The sequence below is a fragment of the Xylanibacter sp. genome (assembly GCF_057607445.1).
This window is the reverse complement of the sequence record NZ_DBLZAX010000003.1, coordinates 217,443-235,107: the sequence shown is the minus strand read 5'-3', so window position 1 is coordinate 235,107 and position 17,665 is coordinate 217,443. Positions and strand designations below refer to the sequence as shown.

The 17,665-nt window shown below is 46.7% G+C and carries 9 protein-coding genes; all 9 read left to right on the top strand.

What is annotated here, in order from left to right:
* Window positions 1-80 precede the first annotated feature (80 nt).
* Window positions 81-449: an FtsL-like putative cell division protein gene (locus ACZMIG_RS04180; RefSeq protein ID WP_125105518.1), complete on the top strand. Its 369-nt coding sequence runs from the start codon at window positions 81-83 to the stop codon at window positions 447-449.
* Window positions 439-2,595 (top strand): penicillin-binding transpeptidase domain-containing protein, encoded by a 2,157-nt coding sequence (locus ACZMIG_RS04175; RefSeq protein WP_487889121.1) that lies wholly within the window; start codon window positions 439-441, stop codon window positions 2,593-2,595. Before ACZMIG_RS04180 ends, ACZMIG_RS04175 begins: the two co-directional genes overlap by 11 nt.
* Before the next feature lie 13 nt (window positions 2,596-2,608).
* Window positions 2,609-4,069 carry a UDP-N-acetylmuramoyl-L-alanyl-D-glutamate--2,6-diaminopimelate ligase gene (locus ACZMIG_RS04170; RefSeq protein ID WP_487889120.1) on the top strand — a complete coding sequence of 487 codons (1,461 nt, stop codon included), beginning with the start codon at window positions 2,609-2,611 and terminating at the stop codon, window positions 4,067-4,069.
* Between the two features lie 18 nt (window positions 4,070-4,087).
* Window positions 4,088-5,359, top strand: a complete 1,272-nt coding sequence (locus tag ACZMIG_RS04165; RefSeq protein ID WP_021855909.1) for a phospho-N-acetylmuramoyl-pentapeptide-transferase — start codon at window positions 4,088-4,090, stop codon at window positions 5,357-5,359.
* Between the two features lie 10 nt (window positions 5,360-5,369).
* Window positions 5,370-6,701, top strand: a complete 1,332-nt coding sequence (gene murD / locus ACZMIG_RS04160) for a UDP-N-acetylmuramoyl-L-alanine--D-glutamate ligase (protein ID WP_125105508.1) — start codon at window positions 5,370-5,372, stop codon at window positions 6,699-6,701.
* A 107-nt stretch (window positions 6,702-6,808) separates the two neighbouring features.
* Window positions 6,809-8,152, top strand: coding sequence for an FtsW/RodA/SpoVE family cell cycle protein (locus tag ACZMIG_RS04155; RefSeq protein WP_125105509.1), 1,344 nt, complete (start codon window positions 6,809-6,811; stop codon window positions 8,150-8,152).
* Window positions 8,153-8,744: 592 nt separating this feature from the next.
* Window positions 8,745-10,343, top strand: a complete 1,599-nt coding sequence (locus ACZMIG_RS04150) for a tetratricopeptide repeat protein (RefSeq protein WP_302697995.1) — start codon at window positions 8,745-8,747, stop codon at window positions 10,341-10,343.
* A 776-nt stretch (window positions 10,344-11,119) separates the two neighbouring features.
* Window positions 11,120-15,751 (top strand): hypothetical protein, encoded by a 4,632-nt coding sequence (locus ACZMIG_RS04145; RefSeq protein WP_487889119.1) that lies wholly within the window; start codon window positions 11,120-11,122, stop codon window positions 15,749-15,751.
* Window positions 15,752-15,829: 78 nt separating this feature from the next.
* Window positions 15,830-17,665, top strand: coding sequence for a CARDB domain-containing protein (locus ACZMIG_RS04140; RefSeq protein ID WP_418874131.1), 1,836 nt, complete (start codon window positions 15,830-15,832; stop codon window positions 17,663-17,665).

The following is a 17,665-nucleotide window of genomic DNA, read 5'->3' as shown; positions in this document are numbered from 1 at the left end:
AGAAGATGAACGGAGTGGCCGGTGACGACGGCCCCGGAAAGAACGAGAATGAGGAGAAACCGTCACTGTTTAAACAAGTGATGAGAGAGCAGGCCATAGAGGAAGAAAGGCCTCAGTCGGCCAACTTTACGCTGCGCAAGATTCTCGGAGGCGACTTCCTGTCTACCGAGATGCTGAAAAAACAGATTTGGGTGATAGTGCTCATAGCAGCCTTCACGCTGGTATATGTGTCCAACAGATACAGCTGCCAGAAAGACATGCTCGAGATAAACGAGCTGAACGAGCAACTTAAAGATGCAAAATTCAAGGCACTGGCAAGCTCGAGCGAGCTGACCGAGATGTGCCGCGAGAGCAATGTGCTGGAGATGCTGAAGAACAACAAAGACAGCATACTGCACATAGCCAATCAACCACCTTACATAATAAACGTACCCGAAAATGAGCAATAAGTTCGACAGAAAAAAGATAATTCCGAGATATAAGATCATAGCCTACGTGATGGTTGTGATAGGAATAATAATCATAGGCAAGGCCATGTGCATTGCCACCGTGGAGCGCGACTATTGGCTGAAAGTAGCTTCACGACTGAAGAAAGACAGCGTTGACATGAAGCCCGTAAGAGGCAACATCCTCAGCTGCGACGGCCGCCTCATGGCAAGCTCGCTGCCCGAATACCGCCTGTTTATGGACTTTAAGGCCGGCGGCGAAGAGAAAGACTCGCTGTGGCAGGTGAAACTAGACAGCATCTGCATGGGCCTGCACGAGATATTCCCCGAGAAATCGGCAGCCAAGTTTAAGGAAGACCTCGAGAAGGGACGCAAGAAGAAGAGCCAGCACTGGCCTATATGGAAATACCGCGTAAGCTACGACGTATATTCCGAGGTTAAGAAACTGCCGGTGTTCAACCTCTCTAAATATAAGAGCGGATTCCATGTAGAGACATACAACGCACGTCAGCGTCCGTTCGGCTCGCTGGCACAGAGAACAGTTGGCGACATGTATGGCGACAAGGACTCGGCACGTTGCGGACTTGAGCTATATTACGACACCATTCTGCGCGGAAAGATGGGAAAAATAAGCCGCAGGAAGGTGATGAACAAGTATCTTAGCATCACCACGCGCGAGCCTGTCAACGGCGCCGACATCGTAACCACAATAGACGTGGGCATGCAAGACCTTGCCGAGCGCGCGCTTATCGACGAGCTGAAAGAGATCAACGGCAACGTGGGCGTGGCCATTGTCATGGAGGTTAAGACGGGCGACGTGAAGGCCATCGTGAACATGACGAAATGTGCCGACGGCGAATACCGCGAGATAAAGAACAGCGCCGTGTCAGACCTGCTCGAGCCGGGCTCGGTGTTCAAGACGGCATCAATAATGGTTGCGCTCGACGACGGAGTGGTTGACACTACATACAAGGTGGACACAGGCAATGGTATATGGGACATGTACGGAGCAAAGATGCGCGACCACAACTGGCACCGCGGAGGCTATCAGATGCTGACGCTGCCGCAGACACTCGAATACAGTTCTAACATCGGCGTAAGCCGGATAATAGACAAGTTCTATCATGACAAACCGGAGAAGTTTGTTGAAGGCATCGACCGCCTCGGCCTGCGCACCGACCTGCATCTTCCGATCGTCGGATACGCAGCACCGAAAATCCGCATGCCGAAGAAGAACGGCAAGGGCCAGTATGTCAACTGGAGCAAGACGGCGCTGCCGTGGATGAGCATCGGCTACGAAACTCAGGTGCCGCCGATATCTACGCTCACATTCTATAACGCCATAGCCAACAACGGCACAATGATGCGCCCACGCTTCGTAAAGCAGATTGTAAAAGACGGCGAGGTGATAGCCGAGTTTCCGCCAGAAGTGATAAAGGCGCGCATCTGCAAGGAGAAGACGCTGCGCGAGATACAGACCATACTTGAGCACGTGGTAAGCCAGGGCCTCGGCAAGCGCGCCGGTTCTACATCGTTCAAGGTGGCAGGCAAGACAGGTACGGCACAGATATCTAAAGGCGCCGGAGGCTACAAGTCGGGCAAGGTAAACTATCTGCTCAGCTTTGCCGGCTACTTCCCCGCCGACGATCCGCGCTACAGCTGCATCGTATGCATACAGAAATCAGGACTCCCCGCATCGGGCGGCGGCATGAGCGGTCTGGTGTTCCACAACATAGCCGAAGGCATCATGGCACAGAGCCTAAAGCTGAGTGTTGAAGACGCACGCGACTCGCTCTCTATACTCATGCCCGACGTAAAGAGCGGCAACATCCTTGCTGCCGACTATGTGCTCAGCCATCTCGGCATCAACACCAACAAGAACTGGAGCGGAAGCTATGCCAACGGCAATCCTATATGGGGCAGCGCTAAAAGAGAGGCATCATCGGTGATGCTCACCAGAGGTCCTCACTATGAAGCCAAGATAGTGCCCGACGTAATAGGCATGGGTGCACGCGACGCCGTGTACATCCTCGAGAGCCGAGGCGTAAAAGTAAGACTCAGCGGCCGCGGAAAGGTAACGCAGCAGAGTCTGCCTGCAGGACATATAATAAAGAAAGGTGAGGTATGCTCACTAAAACTCGAAATATAAAAACAATAAAGATATGACACTAAGTGAACTGATAAAGAACATTGATACGGTTAACATAACCGGAAGCACAGACATAGAAATAAAAGGCGTGGACATCGACTCGCGCCGCGTAGCCGAAGGCCATCTGTTCGTAGCCATGAAGGGTACACAGGTAGACGGCCATACATTCATCGGCAAAGCCGTGGCTCAAGGTGCAGCCGCAATACTCTGCGAGGACATGCCGGCAGAGGTTGCCGAAGGCGTAACCTACGTTCAGGTAAGTTCTACTGAAGACGCCGTCGGAAAGGTTGCCACACAATTCTACGGCGACCCGTCGAGAAAGCTCAAGCTGGTGGGCGTTACCGGCACCAACGGCAAGACAACCATTGCCACCCTGCTCTACAACATGTTCTGCAAGCTTGGCTACAAGTGCGGACTGCTGTCTACGGTGTGCAACTATATTGAGGAAGAGAAGATTCCTGCCGACCACACCACCCCCGACCCTATCGAGCTCAACGCGCTGCTCAGCCGTATGGTTGATGCAGGATGCGAGTATGCCTTCATGGAGTGCAGCTCTCACGCAATAGCACAGAAGCGCATAGGCGGACTCAACTTCACAGGCGGTATATTCACCAACCTTACACGCGACCATCTCGACTATCACAAGACTTTCGAGAACTACCGCGACGCTAAGAAGGCCTTCTTCGACGGTCTGCCAAAGACTGCTTTCGCCATAACCAACGCCGACGACAAGAACGGCATGGTGATGGTGCAGAACACCAAGGCTAAGGTTAAGACATATTCTGTCAGAAGCATGGCAGACTTTAAGGCTAAGATACTTGAATGTCACTTCGGCGGAATGTATCTCGAGATTGACGGACGCGAGGTTGGGGTGCAGTTTATCGGCAAGTTCAACGTCAGCAACCTGCTCGCCGTTTACGGTGCAGCCGTAATGCTCGGACAGAGTCCGGAGAACATACTCATAGCCATGAGCACGCTGAAGAGCGTCAGCGGCCGTCTCGATCCGGTTCACTCACCTCTGGGATATACAGCAATAGTAGACTATGCCCACACACCAGACGCCCTTGAGAATGTATTAAAGGCAATACACGAGGTGCTCAACGGCAAGGGACATGTGATAACCGTGTGCGGAGCCGGCGGCAACCGCGACAAGGGCAAGCGTCCGATTATGGCTCAGGAGGCCGTAAAGCAGAGCGACAAGGTTATCATAACAAGCGACAATCCGCGCTTTGAGGACCCGCAGGACATCATCAACGACATGCTGGCCGGACTTACTCAGCAGCAGATGACCAAGGTGGTGAGCATAGTAGACCGCAAGGAGGCCATACGCACAGCCTGCATGCTGGCGCAGAAGGGCGACGTGATACTCGTTGCCGGCAAGGGACATGAGGACTATCAGGAAATTAAAGGTGTGAAACATCACTTCGACGACAAGGAGATAATCCGAGACATATTTGAAAATCAGAAAGCATAACCCCAAAACTTAAAGATAATGTTATACTATTTATTCCGTTTCCTTGAGCAGTTTGGCATTCCGGGAGCTCACGTGTGGGGCTACATCTCGTTCCGCGCGCTGCTGGCGCTCATCCTTGCGCTAGTAATATCAGCATGGTTCGGCGAAAAGTTTATCAAGTATCTGAAGAGCAAGCAGATAACCGAAACCCAGCGCGACGCCAAGATAGACCCCTTCGGCGTAAAGAAGATAGGCGTGCCGTCTATGGGCGGCATCATCATCATCGTGGCCATCCTCGTGCCCGTGCTGCTGCTAGGCCGCATGCGCAACATCTACATCATCCTGATGATAATAACCACGCTGTGGCTCGGATTCCTCGGCGGTCTTGACGACTACATCAAGATATTCCGCCACAACAAGGAAGGACTGCCCGGACGCTTCAAGATTATCGGACAGATAAGCATCGGCCTCATCGTGGGCCTGGTGCTATGGTTCAGTCCTGACGCCAAGATAAATGAGAACCTGGCCATCGAGAAGCAGGATGGCAAGGAAGTCGTAGTGAAGCACAGGCCCGAGGCCACCAAGTCGCTGAAGACAACAATACCCTTCGTCAAAGGGCATAACCTCGACTACGCCAACATCATGAGCTTCTGCGGCAAGTACAAGACTGCTGCTGGATGGATACTGTTCGTGGTGATGACCATATTCGTTGTAACAGCCGTGTCAAACGGTGCCAACCTCAACGACGGAATGGACGGCATGTGTGCCGGCAACTCGGCCATAATAGGCGTGGTGCTGGGCATATTTGCCTATGTGAGCAGTCACATCGAATATGCCGCCTACCTCAACATCATGTACATCCCGGGCTCACAGGAGCTTGTGGTGTTCCTATGTGCCTTCATCGGTGCGCTTATCGGTTTCCTGTGGTACAACGCCTATCCGGCGCAGATATTCATGGGCGACACCGGTTCGCTGACCATCGGCGGTATCATTGCCGTGTGTGCCATCATCATACACAAGGAGCTGATGCTGCCTATACTCTGTGGAATCTTCTTCGTCGAAAGCCTCAGCGTGATAATGCAGGTGTGGTATGCCAAGATGGGCACCCGCAAAGGCGTAAAGCAGCGCATGTTCAAGCGCGCGCCGCTGCACGACACCTTCCGCACGCAGCAGGAGCAGCTCGACCCGGAGATTAAGTATCTATTCAAAAAGCCCAAAGGAGCGGTGCACGAGTCGAAGATAACCATACGCTTTTGGATTGTCACCATCATCCTTGCGGCACTCACAATCATTACACTGAAAATAAGATAAACAGACGAGTATGAAAAGAATCGTTATATTAGGAGCCGGTGAGAGCGGTGCCGGAGCCGCCGTACTGGCAAAGAAAGAAGGCTTCGACGTCTTCGTTTCTGACATGTCGTCCATCAAGGACAAATACAAGGACATGCTCAACAGCCACGGCATAGAATGGGAAGAGGGACACCACACGGAGGAACTCATCCTGAACGCCGACGAGATTATCAAGAGTCCGGGCATCCCTTCAGACGCCCCGATGATAAAGAAATGCGTGGCTAAGGGCATCCACCTCATCAGCGAGATTGAGTTTGCTGGCCGCTACACCGACTCAAAGATGATCTGCATAACGGGAAGCAACGGCAAGACAACCACTACATCACTGATATACCACATCTTCAAGAGCGCAGGCTACGACGTGGGCCTGGCCGGAAACATAGGCAACAGTCTCGCACTGCAGGTGGCCGAGACGCCGCACGACTATTATGTCATCGAGCTCAGTTCATTCCAGCTCGACAACATGTACGACTTCCGCGCCAACATAGCCATCCTGCTGAACATCACGCCCGACCATCTCGACCGCTACGACAACTGCATGCAGAACTATGTAGACGCCAAGATGCGCATCTTGCAGAACCAGACAGACGAAGACTCGTTCATCTACTGGAACGACGACCCGATAATAAGCCGCGAGCTCGAGAAATATGACATCAAGGCCATACGCTATCCGTTCTCGGAACTGAAGGAGAAAGGCTCTATAGGATACATCGAGGAAGGCATGTACAAGATAGAGAAACCCACACCCTTCAACATGGAGCAGGAGGCCCTGAGCCTTACAGGCAAGCACAACATATACAACTCGCTGGCAGCGGGCATTGCCTCTAACGTGGCTGGAATAAAGAAAGAATTTATACGCAAGAGCCTCAGCGACTTCCCCGGCGTTGAGCATCGCCTCGAAAAGGTAACTACAGTGGCAGGCGTGCTTTACGTAAACGACTCTAAAGCCACCAATGTGGATGCATGCTGGTATGCGCTCGAGAGCATGAAGACTCCCGTAATACTTATTCTCGGCGGAAAAGACAAAGGCAACGACTATAACGCAATAAAAGACCTTGTGAAGGAAAAGTGTGCCGGACTGGTTTATCTCGGCGCCGACAACACCAAGCTTCACAACTTCTTCGACGGCATGGGTATACCCGTTCGCGATACCCACTCAATGCGCGACTGCGTAAACGCATGCTATGAGATGGCAAAGCCCGGACAGACAGTGCTGCTTAGTCCCTGCTGCGCCAGCTTCGACCTATTTAAGAACATGGAAGACCGCGGCGAACAGTTCAAGACACTCGTAAGAGCTCTCTGACACATCGCCGCTACATCAAGGCAGTCCGTCACAGCACCGCCTCACGCCAAGCAATGACGGACAGCCTCTTCATCAACAATAGCAAACAATAATATCAACAGACAAACATGGAAGAAAAAGCCGCAACCGGCAAATTTAAGGGTGACAGAGTGATATGGACAGTGTTCTTCTTCCTCTGCATCATCAGCATCATCGAAGTGTTCAGCGCATCGAGCAACCTCTCTTTCAAGAGCGGCAACTATCTCGGACCCGTACTGAAGCACGTTATGCTGCTCGTCGTCGGCGTCATGGCCATGATAGCCACCATGAACGTAAAGTGCAAATACTTCAAGATGGTTACGCCTGGGGCCCTGATTATCTCGTTCATCGGCCTTATAGCCGTATTGTGCTTCGGCGAGAGCACCAACGGCTCGCAGCGCTGGCTGTCGGTTATGGGCATACAGTTTCAGCCCTCCGAGCTTGCCAAAGGCGCCATAATACTTGCAACGGCACAGATACTCAGCGCCATGCAGACCCCCACCGGAGCCGACAAGCGTGCCTTTAAATACATATGCATCGTATGCGCCTTCATCGTTCCTCTCATCATGGTAGAGAACCTCTCAACGGCCGTGCTGCTCTGCACGGTGGTGTTCCTGCTCATGTTCATCGGCAAGGTGCCAAAGGCTCAGCTGGGCAGACTGCTGGGCATAGTGATGCTCTGTCTGATCTTCATCGTGTCTATGGTAATGATACTCGGACACGATAAGGAAAAAGAAAATGCCGACGGACAGAAGATGGCCATGACCGAACAGGTGGAGAAAAAAGACGAAACCGTGGTAGAAAAAGTTTTCCACCGTTTCGACACATGGAAGGCACGTATAGACAAGTTCCTCGACAACAAGGAGATAGCTCCTGAAGAAGTAGACCTTGACAAGGACGGCCAGACTGCACACGCCAACATAGCCATTGCCTCGTCAAACGTAGTAGGCAAAGGCCCTGGCAACTCCGTAGAGCGCGACTTCCTGTCGCAGGCATTCTCTGACTTCATCTACGCCATCATCATCGAAGAGATGGGCATAGCCGGCGCAGCCTTCGTGTGCCTGCTGTACATCATACTGCTCTTCCGCACGGCAACCATAGCCAACCGCTGTGTCAACACGTTTCCGGCGCTTCTCATCATGGGCTTTGCCCTGCTGCTCGTCATCCAGGCCATGTTCAACATGGCTGTAGCCGTCGGCCTTGTTCCCGTCACCGGACAGCCGCTTCCGCTGATAAGCAAGGGAGGAACGTCAACCATAGTGAACTGCGTCTACATAGGAATCATCTTGAGCGTAAGCTACTCGGCCAAGAAGAAAGACGAGGACGGCGACATGGACGAGACTAAAGCTGACAAAATAAAGCCAGCAGCAACGGACAAGAAAATAACTTCAACAACATCAGCATCACCCGTGCCCCTCGCCAAGATAGGATAAGCCTGCCGCTAGGGCCTGACAGAAAAAACAAATAACTAAATCCGAATGTCTTTTTTACACAAAAGACATTCGGATTTAATATTTTATAGTTACGCAAAATATATAATCCCCCCTGTATAGCATTAAATCAAATATATTTTTTATCTCTAGTATGTATTCATTCTTTCAGGCACCTTTTTGTTTTTTACTGGTATATTTTCATCAGTTTTTACTTGAATAACACACTGCACTTACGATGAATCAAACTGAACCCAACTCAATATAAAACAAAATATAGACTGAATTTTAATGTCAGAATGAGGCTTAAAACATTATATCATATAAAAACACAGTAAGCCAATAATATAGTCAATCCGAAAAATACAGACCTATAAGGGAAACAAAGCATCAAACATTAAATCTTTATCAAAATTTGGTAAAATAAACAAAAAGCCGTACCTTTACACTCTGTAATTCTTAATATAATTTACAAGCCTTGGCAACCAAAGACAAATCAGCAAGTCTTACGATGCTTTCATAACTCTATATTAACCATAAAATCATGCTATTCCAAAAAAGAAACCACATAATCATGCAATGCTTCATTATGCTTATGGCAATAATACCATACAGTAGTATCCTATACGCACAAAAAAGCATTGATAAAAAAATCGATCAAACTATAAAATCAGGAGAAGAGGCATACAATTCTGGCGATGCAGCAAAAGCCATAAAACTCTTCATGAAAGCTAAAGAACTGTCAACAAAGGCAAATAGTCCACAAGACATATGCCTCTCAACATACAACATCGGTGTCTGCTATTTTGTGATCTCAGAAAATGGAGAAGCATTGAAAAACTTTTACGAAGCTTACAGTATATGCAAAAAAAACAAATTAGACTGGCACAAAGAAGCAAACATCCTCAATGGCATAGCAGGCGTATATTTTGAAGAAAGAAATTATAAAAAGGCAAGAGAAATAGCATATAAATGCTACACTACGGCTACAAGCAATAAAGACTCTTCCCTGTCATATACCTGCGCTTTGGACATGGCACTTATAGCCAACAAGGAGAAAAAATTCAATGAGGCAATAAAATATATAAAAGAAGCACAGACGTATGAGAAAAGAAACTACAAAAAAAGATCAAGGTCATTAGCTGTGGAGGCAGAAACTATGTTCTTGCAGAAAAAATATGATAACGTTATCAACATTGCCGAAGAGCTGCTCAACGATAAATATGCAGACAAAGATAATAAAAGTATTGTTCTTATATACCTTATAAACATATACACCGAACGGAAAGAATACTTAAAAGCATACAACTGCATTAAACAGGCTGAAGACCAGACTGGACTAAAGAACAAGCCATATTTATTTGAGTCTGTTGCAAAATTATATAAAGCAACTGGCAACTACAGGCATGCATTAAACTACATGGACTCAGTAATAGTCTATAACGACTCCATAACAACTGTGACTAACCGTCAGCTTACAGAAAACAGCAAGATTAAAATTGAGATAATGAAATTTAAGGCAGACATGGACAAACAACTTGCCCGCATGCAACAACGCCATTATACATTAATACTTGTGATGTGCATACTTGTACTGCTTATAACAATAGCCGTAATAATGATGCGCAACCAACGTATAAAAAGCAGAAATCAACATAAAATGATGGAACTACAGCTGGAAAAAGAGCAACATGAAAAGAGACTGGCTGAGGAACAGGCAAAATCGGTAGAAATGGAAGCACACTATCGTCAGGAGATAATGAAACATTCTTTGGAACAAAAACAAAAGGAACTGTCTATAACCAATATGTTCATATCATCACGCAATGAGCTCATAGGAGATCTTCTCAAACATCTCACCGACATAAAGGAGGTGCAAGGCATAACCGGCGTTCAGACACTAGTGCAACACCTTAAACAGCTGCTCAAGACAAGCAACGAGCGGGATAACTTTATCATAAACTTTGAATCTGCAAATCCAGACTTTATACGGACACTCAAGGAGATGCATCCAGACCTGTCATCATCAGACATACGCTTTCTGTCATACATACGCATGAACATGTCTACAAAAGACATAGCGTCACTGACAAACATCAATCCGGAATCATGCAAACGCAGAAAGATAAGAATAAGCAAAAAACTTGGAATTGAGAGTTCTGCAGAATTATATAACTATATCATCAAAATGTAAAATTTCATAGCAAGGAATATGTTCAGTGACAATATCTTATGACATGATTTATCGTCAGGACATGTCTGCACATACAAGGTCTAAAAAAACAGTAACATTTTAGACATATTTCAACTACATTCTAAATATTTCTATGCCATAGCAGAGTCAATTATTAAGATAAGCATCAATTTTAGTTCCAGACTGTTAATGGCCCGTTTACGTGTCGTAAACGGGCCACTTTTGCATGAAAAGTGGCCTATTTATTATACGCAAACAATAAGGATATTTTATAAAACATAATATTAATAAGTAATTAATCCACATTACAGCCATTTCAACCTTTTCATTCATGCCGTTGTTCGCTTAACGACACTCTGCAAAAGTCATTTCTCAAGTTTCTTTGCTGCCATGACCTTATGGTCTTGCAAGAAACGGACAAAGAACCAGCACATACAAAATAAAAAGATATATCAGTATTCTTATTATCTACATAATTTATAAGAGAAAGACATCACAAATTACTCACAAAAAAGGGAATGAAACGAACTTATGAACTTACAATAATGCTACAAAACAAAACAATGACATCACAGTGATTTAATAACAAAACTTCACCAGCAAAGACCTTAAACTATAAAAAAAGAACAGAATTAGGCCTAAATATCATAAAATGCAACGTTTTAACATATTTGTCACCCTTTTGTCACCTTCACAAAAAGCCCTTTCTAATATATGAATTTGTATTTTTGCAATATGATGCATCACGAATATTAACCCATAAAATGGTAATGCTTATGAATGTGAAACTAATACAATTAATGTTGCTTAGTTCGCTGACGGCAAGCCCGACAATGGCGCAGTCGCTTAACAAGACTATGCAAAAACAAGTAGCACCAACCTCAGAAAAGGTGCAAGTAAGTAAGGCAAAAAGGGGAAGCACAACATTCAAGCTAAATCCTTCAAACAAATTCAACGTGGCACCAAAGGATGTCTACAACCATCTAAAAAATGCCAGAAATATCACTACATCTATTAATAAAGCGCGAGCAAAAGAGAACAAGACAGAACGTATTGCAGCTCAGGCCAACGTGGCAGACAGTCTTATTCTCTATGGCCTTAATTATTCAGACGGAACTTGGCAAACGTTATCTCCATTAGCAAGCAAAGTATACTCTTTTCAGGCAGCACCTGTCATAAACTATACAGACGAATCTTCTATAGAGATACCAAGACCTATGGCCGCATTTTATGCCAAAGGTAAATTCTATGCCCTGAACAGCGCCATGGATGAAGATGGACTGACCAATACATCCATCACTACATACGATGCAGAGACATGGCAAGAATTAGGCACAAAAATGTTGGCAGAAAAAGATCCTACCATGGAGATGTATCTAAGACAGATTGGTGTCTATGATCCTACAACGGATAAAGCATACACCATGTCGTGGGGCGACGGCAAACCGCTCATCTCCATCGACCTGAACACCATGGAGACAAAGAACATAGGACAAGTCAACCTATTTATCCAAACTCTTTTTGTCGACAATGCAGGACAGCTGTACGGAATAGCGTTCAACGACAAGAAACTGTATAAGATCAATAAGGAGAACGGTACACCAACAGAAGTCGGCGAACTGGATGTTCCACATGCACTGACAGCCGACCAGATGTCTGCCGTGTGTGACCCTGCAACAGGAAAAGTCTATTGGATTGGAGTAAACAACAACACAAAGGAATCTGCACTTTACACTATTGACCTAAATACGGCACACACTACAAAAATCGCAGACCTGCCTGGAGACGAGCATTTTCTGGGACTATACATACCGTATAGTGAAGCCAAAGCACCAGGCGCCCCAACAAAGATAAGCTATGCAGACGGGAAACTGTACTTCACAGCACCTACAAAGACATACACATCAGACGAGACATTGTCAGGAGAACTGACCGCCAAGATATCTGTTGACGGAGGCGATGCGACAGAAACCAAAGTGAATGCCGGAGGCAATGCAGCTATCGACCTGAATCTTTCCGAAGGGAAACATACCGTAAGTATCATATTGTCAAATGCAGCCGGCAACTCACCCGAACGTCGCTTACAGACTTTCGTAGGTCAGGATGTACCGAGCGCCGTAACCAATCTTTCTCTTTCAATAGATGACGGAAAAACAGTTGTTCTGACCTGGAACGCACCGACGACATCTGTAAACGGCGGTCCAGTAGACAACAACTCTATAAACTACAAAGTTGTACGCTATCCTGACGAGACTGTTGTTGCCGAAGGCCTGAAAGAAACAACGTTCAGCGAAAGCGTACCTGAGGCACATGCCCGCTACTACTACACAGTAACAGCCTGCTCAGACAACCGTGAAGGAGAGACAGCCACATCTAACAAGGTGACAGCCGGTTCAACATGGTTCACGCCATACATAGAAACATTTGACACACAGGCAGACTTCGACTCATTCAAGGTCATCGATGCCAACAACGACACACATACATGGTCGTTCATGTTCCCCTCTGGCGTAGAAAGCGGATATGCCTACTTAACAGGTAATGGAACTGCAGACGTTGACACAGGCATATATGAAGGCAACGGAAATGACGACTACCTGATTTCTCCTTCAATAAGTCTCAAGAAAAATACAGACTATAGACTCACATTTGATACATACGATCAATGGATGGCCATAGAACACATGACAATATTGTTGGGAAACAAACAAGAAGTCACCGGAAATGAAACAAAAATAGCATCACTCGACATTGTAGCAGACAAGAATAAATATGAAGTAATTTTCAATGTTCCAGAAGATGGCTTATATAATTTATTGTTCCATGGTGACTCGCCCGCACAAAGCGTAAACATCAGCATGGACAACATCTCGCTCGACGTTTACTCTACATTCGAAGGTCCGGACTGCGTTACAGATGTAAAAGTTACCGCAGGAGAAAAGGGTGCACTGAACAACACTCTGACATTCGCAGCTCCTACAAAGACATACAAAGGCGAAACACTCAGCGATATAGCATACATCAACGTATACCGCAACGGCAGCAATAAGCCGGCACACGTGTTTGAAACACCTAAGGCAGGCGAGACTCTCACCTGGACAGACACTGATGTTGAGCAAGGCAACGTAACATACCGCATCGTTCCGTTCAACACATCAGGCCAGGGCAAAGAGGCTGTCATAACCAACTGGGTAGGACTCGACATGCCTGCTAATGTAGCCAACCTTAAAGTCAAGATGAACGAGAACAACAAGGCCGTTCTGACATGGGACAAGGTTACAGAAGAAGGACTCCACGGAGGCTACGTAAATCCTGACGACGTACAATATGTATTATGCCGCTATAATGAATACAACTGGACAAACCCATGGGAACCTGTTACAGACTATACATCTGACCTGACAGTTACAGACGAGACATTCTCACCGTTGTATGGTGCACAGCAGCAGTATGTTGACTACCTGCTCGTTGCAGTAAACAGCGCCGGAACATCTGAAGGTACAGGAGTCGGCATCGTGCTCGGTGAACCTTACGAACGTCCTTACGATGAATCGTTTGCATACGGATTTGCAAGCAAGGATCCATGGACACTCTATGCAACATCATATAATTATGCATGGAATATGAGCACTGGCTCAGGCATCGCAGTTAAACCTTACGACGGAGACGAAGGTATGCTTCAGTTCTCATACGTCGCAGAAGATTCTAACGACCAGGTGATTACAGGTCCGCGTATCTCTCTTAATGGTTCAGAAAGTCCCGAACTGTCATTCTTTATGTATCACGGATTTGAGGCTGAGCCTGAAGACCTTACACTCAAGGTATATACAAACTATGATGACGAGGGTTGGGAGAACTCTGCAAACGTGGCTTATAACAATGGCGCAACAGGATGGGTACGCTATTCTGTTCCTCTTCGCACTGACGCCGACAACATCCAGATTGCTTTCGGTGCTTATGCAGCAGACGCGAGTGCCTCTATCTATGTAGACGCCATCAGCATTGACGAAAGCACAGAAAACGACCTTGCATTAACGTCGATATCAATAGACGAAAAGAGAATTGAGGCTGGAGAAAGCACAACTGTCAATGTGGGCGTAGCAAACTACGGCACAAACAAAGCTGAAGGATACAAAGTTGTATTGCTGCGTGACAACGAAGTTATAGATACAAAACAAGGCGAAACTATAACTCAGAACGCTATGGCACAAGTGGCATTCGAAATAAATACCACAAAGGCCGAGGCTACAAAGACATACATATACCGTGCAGCCATTGAATACGAACCTGACACATACACAGACAATGATTCTACATCTACAGTACGCCTGTATGTTCACGGCTCTAACCTGCCGGTAGCAGAGAATCTTACAGGTTCTACAAGCGGAAACAGCGTAACCCTTAACTGGGAGAAACCTGCAAAATCAGAAATTGCAGACAAAGTAACTGACGACTTTGAAGGATACGAGTCATTCATCATTGAAGGAATAGGTGACTGGAAGACATACGACGGCGACGGAACACCTACTGTATACTTCGGAGGTCCGACCATATCACACGCATTCGAGGCTAAGGCATGGCAGGTATGGGCTCCTGTTGAGGCAGGATTCACGCTCGACAAGTTTGAGGTTCTTACTCCTCACTCTGGTGACAAGTATCTCACTTGCTGGGCTGCATCAGACGGAGTTTCAACAACATTGCCAAACGACGACTGGTTGATTTCTTCAGACGTCATAGGCGGAACAGACGTGTCGTTCTACTATAGGATGCCTAACGAAGGTTCTGATCCTCAGGTATTCGAGATGATGTACTCAACAACAGACCAGGAGCCTGAAAACTTCATAGCATTCGACCGCGATTCTATCGTTTCAGGAACAGACTGGGTATTGTTCGAATACACATTACCGGCAGATGCTAAATACTTCGCCATCCGCAGCTGCAGCAAGGGTTCTTACACCGTGGCACTGCTTGACGACATCACATACACCCCGCTCTACGGTTCTACATCAGAAATAACTCTCACGGGATATAATGTATACCGCGACAACCAGCTGATAGCAAGCAATGTTACAGGACAGACTTACACCGACAGCAATCCTGGCGAAGGCACTCATGTCTACAATGTTACAGCCGTATGGAAAGAAGGTGAGTCTAACTATTCTAACAGCTATGAGAGCAGCATTGGCAGCGGCATCGATGCTTCAACTGCCGAACAGGGCATAAAGGTATACGCTATCGACAATGCCATCGTCATCAATGGAGCTAAAGGCTACACTGTAAACGTATATACACTTGCCGGACTCCAGACGTTCAGCTGCAAGGCTGAAGACAGCACTACCGTCAGCATGCAGCATGGTGTTTACCTTGTTAAGGTCGGCAACAAGACATTCAAGATTGTCGTAAAATAACATAGCCATTATCATCAAGGACAACTTCCGTTTCATACGGAGGCTGTCCTTGTTTTGTTAAATCTTAAAAAGATGTCTATGATCAGAAACATTATTACTTCGTTATTAGCCATGCTGTCTGTCTGCAGCACATATGGTCAGGTGGTTATGCGCTATGGCCCGGAGATTGACAACGGATGGGGTGATGCCTCAGCCGTGGTAACGCCTTACGTAACGTTTCCGGCCACATTTGTAAGCCCATACAAAGGCAACAGTATAACCAAAATACGCATAGGCGTGTGCTCTGAAGGTACAAACGTATATCTCTATATCAAGCAGAAGCCGCAAGAAAATACGTATATATACAGGCAAAAGCTCGACAACCTGAAGGCCGGTTGGAATGAAATTACACTTGACACTCCGTTTGCAATCAACGGAACAGACGACATTGCCATCGGATATAAAGCATCTTTCGCCAAATCAGAAGGTGTGGGATACAGCTCAGAAAAGCATACTGATGCCGATGTTGTTTATTATAACAGCAAGAACAAATGGACGACAACCGGCGGATCTATATGCATACAGGCAGTTGTTGAAGGCGAAGACATGCCGCAAAACGAAATGCTCATCGGAAAGATGAGCGACCAAACAGCATCCTACGACGCCTCAACCGCTACATTCAGCGTGGCGGTGCGCAACGTTGGAGCTAATGACATCAACTCATACACAGCAATATGCAGCTATGACGGAGAACCTGAAACCATCACCGTAAACAAAAGTTTGTCAACAAACGAAAGTGACACTATATCATTCGAGGTTCCGGCCAATAGTCCGGGTACACACGACATCCGTATCACCATTGACAAAGTGAACGGACAGGCAGATGCCTATTCTGCAAACAACACAGCCACTGCGATACTTACGGTACGCAACAAGGCATTCATGAAGCGTGTGGTATGCGAGGAATATACAGGTACATGGTGTGGATGGTGTCCTCGAGGCCTAGTAGGTCTGGAAATGATGAAAGAAAAATATCCCGAGCAATTCATAGCAGTCAGCGTACACGGAGGAGACCCATTAGAGATTGACGAGAAGCAAGAATACAGCTACAAGCCATTCATCAGTTCTTGTACAGGTGCGCCATCATGCAGTCTAAACCGCAAATTGTCTGGCGACCCTTATTATGACATACAGAATCTTTTCAACATGGAGACTTCGTCAGACAGCCCAATAGCCTACAGCCTGACTGGTGAATGGAATGAGGACAGCACAGCCATAACACTCCGCTCTGTTTACTATTCTGACATTGACATCAAATCACCGCAATACAATATCGCCTACACAATAACAGAAGACTCCGTCACCGGATATCCGCAGACCAACTATTATGCTGACGGCAAAAACGGCGAGATGGCCGGATGGGAGAACAAGGAGTCAATAACTACCGACGTCTGCTTCAACGACCTGGCACGTGCCATTTACAGCTGTTATTCTGGCGACCCATGCAGTTCTGAAGACATGGAGGCCGGTAAAGAATATGAAACAACAAGCACAATACCCGTACCCCCCACAGTAAAAAACAAGAAGAACATACATGTCATAGGCCAGATTATTGACAGAGCCTCAGGTTACATACAAAACGCCATGAGCATCGTTCCTATTGCTTCTGATGATACTGACGGCATTTCATCTGTCACGACCGATGCAAACTACGACATCGGCATTTCACGCATCAGCAACACCATAGAGATTATTGCCGGCAATGCTGAAAACAAGGATATGAAGGTATGTATATATAATGCATCCGGCATGTGTCTCATGTCAAAAGCACTAGTCAATGGCTCTGCACGCATAAGTTTGTCAGGCAAAGGACTATGCATAGTAAAGGTATACAACGACAGACAGGCAATTTACACAACAAAATTAATATATTGA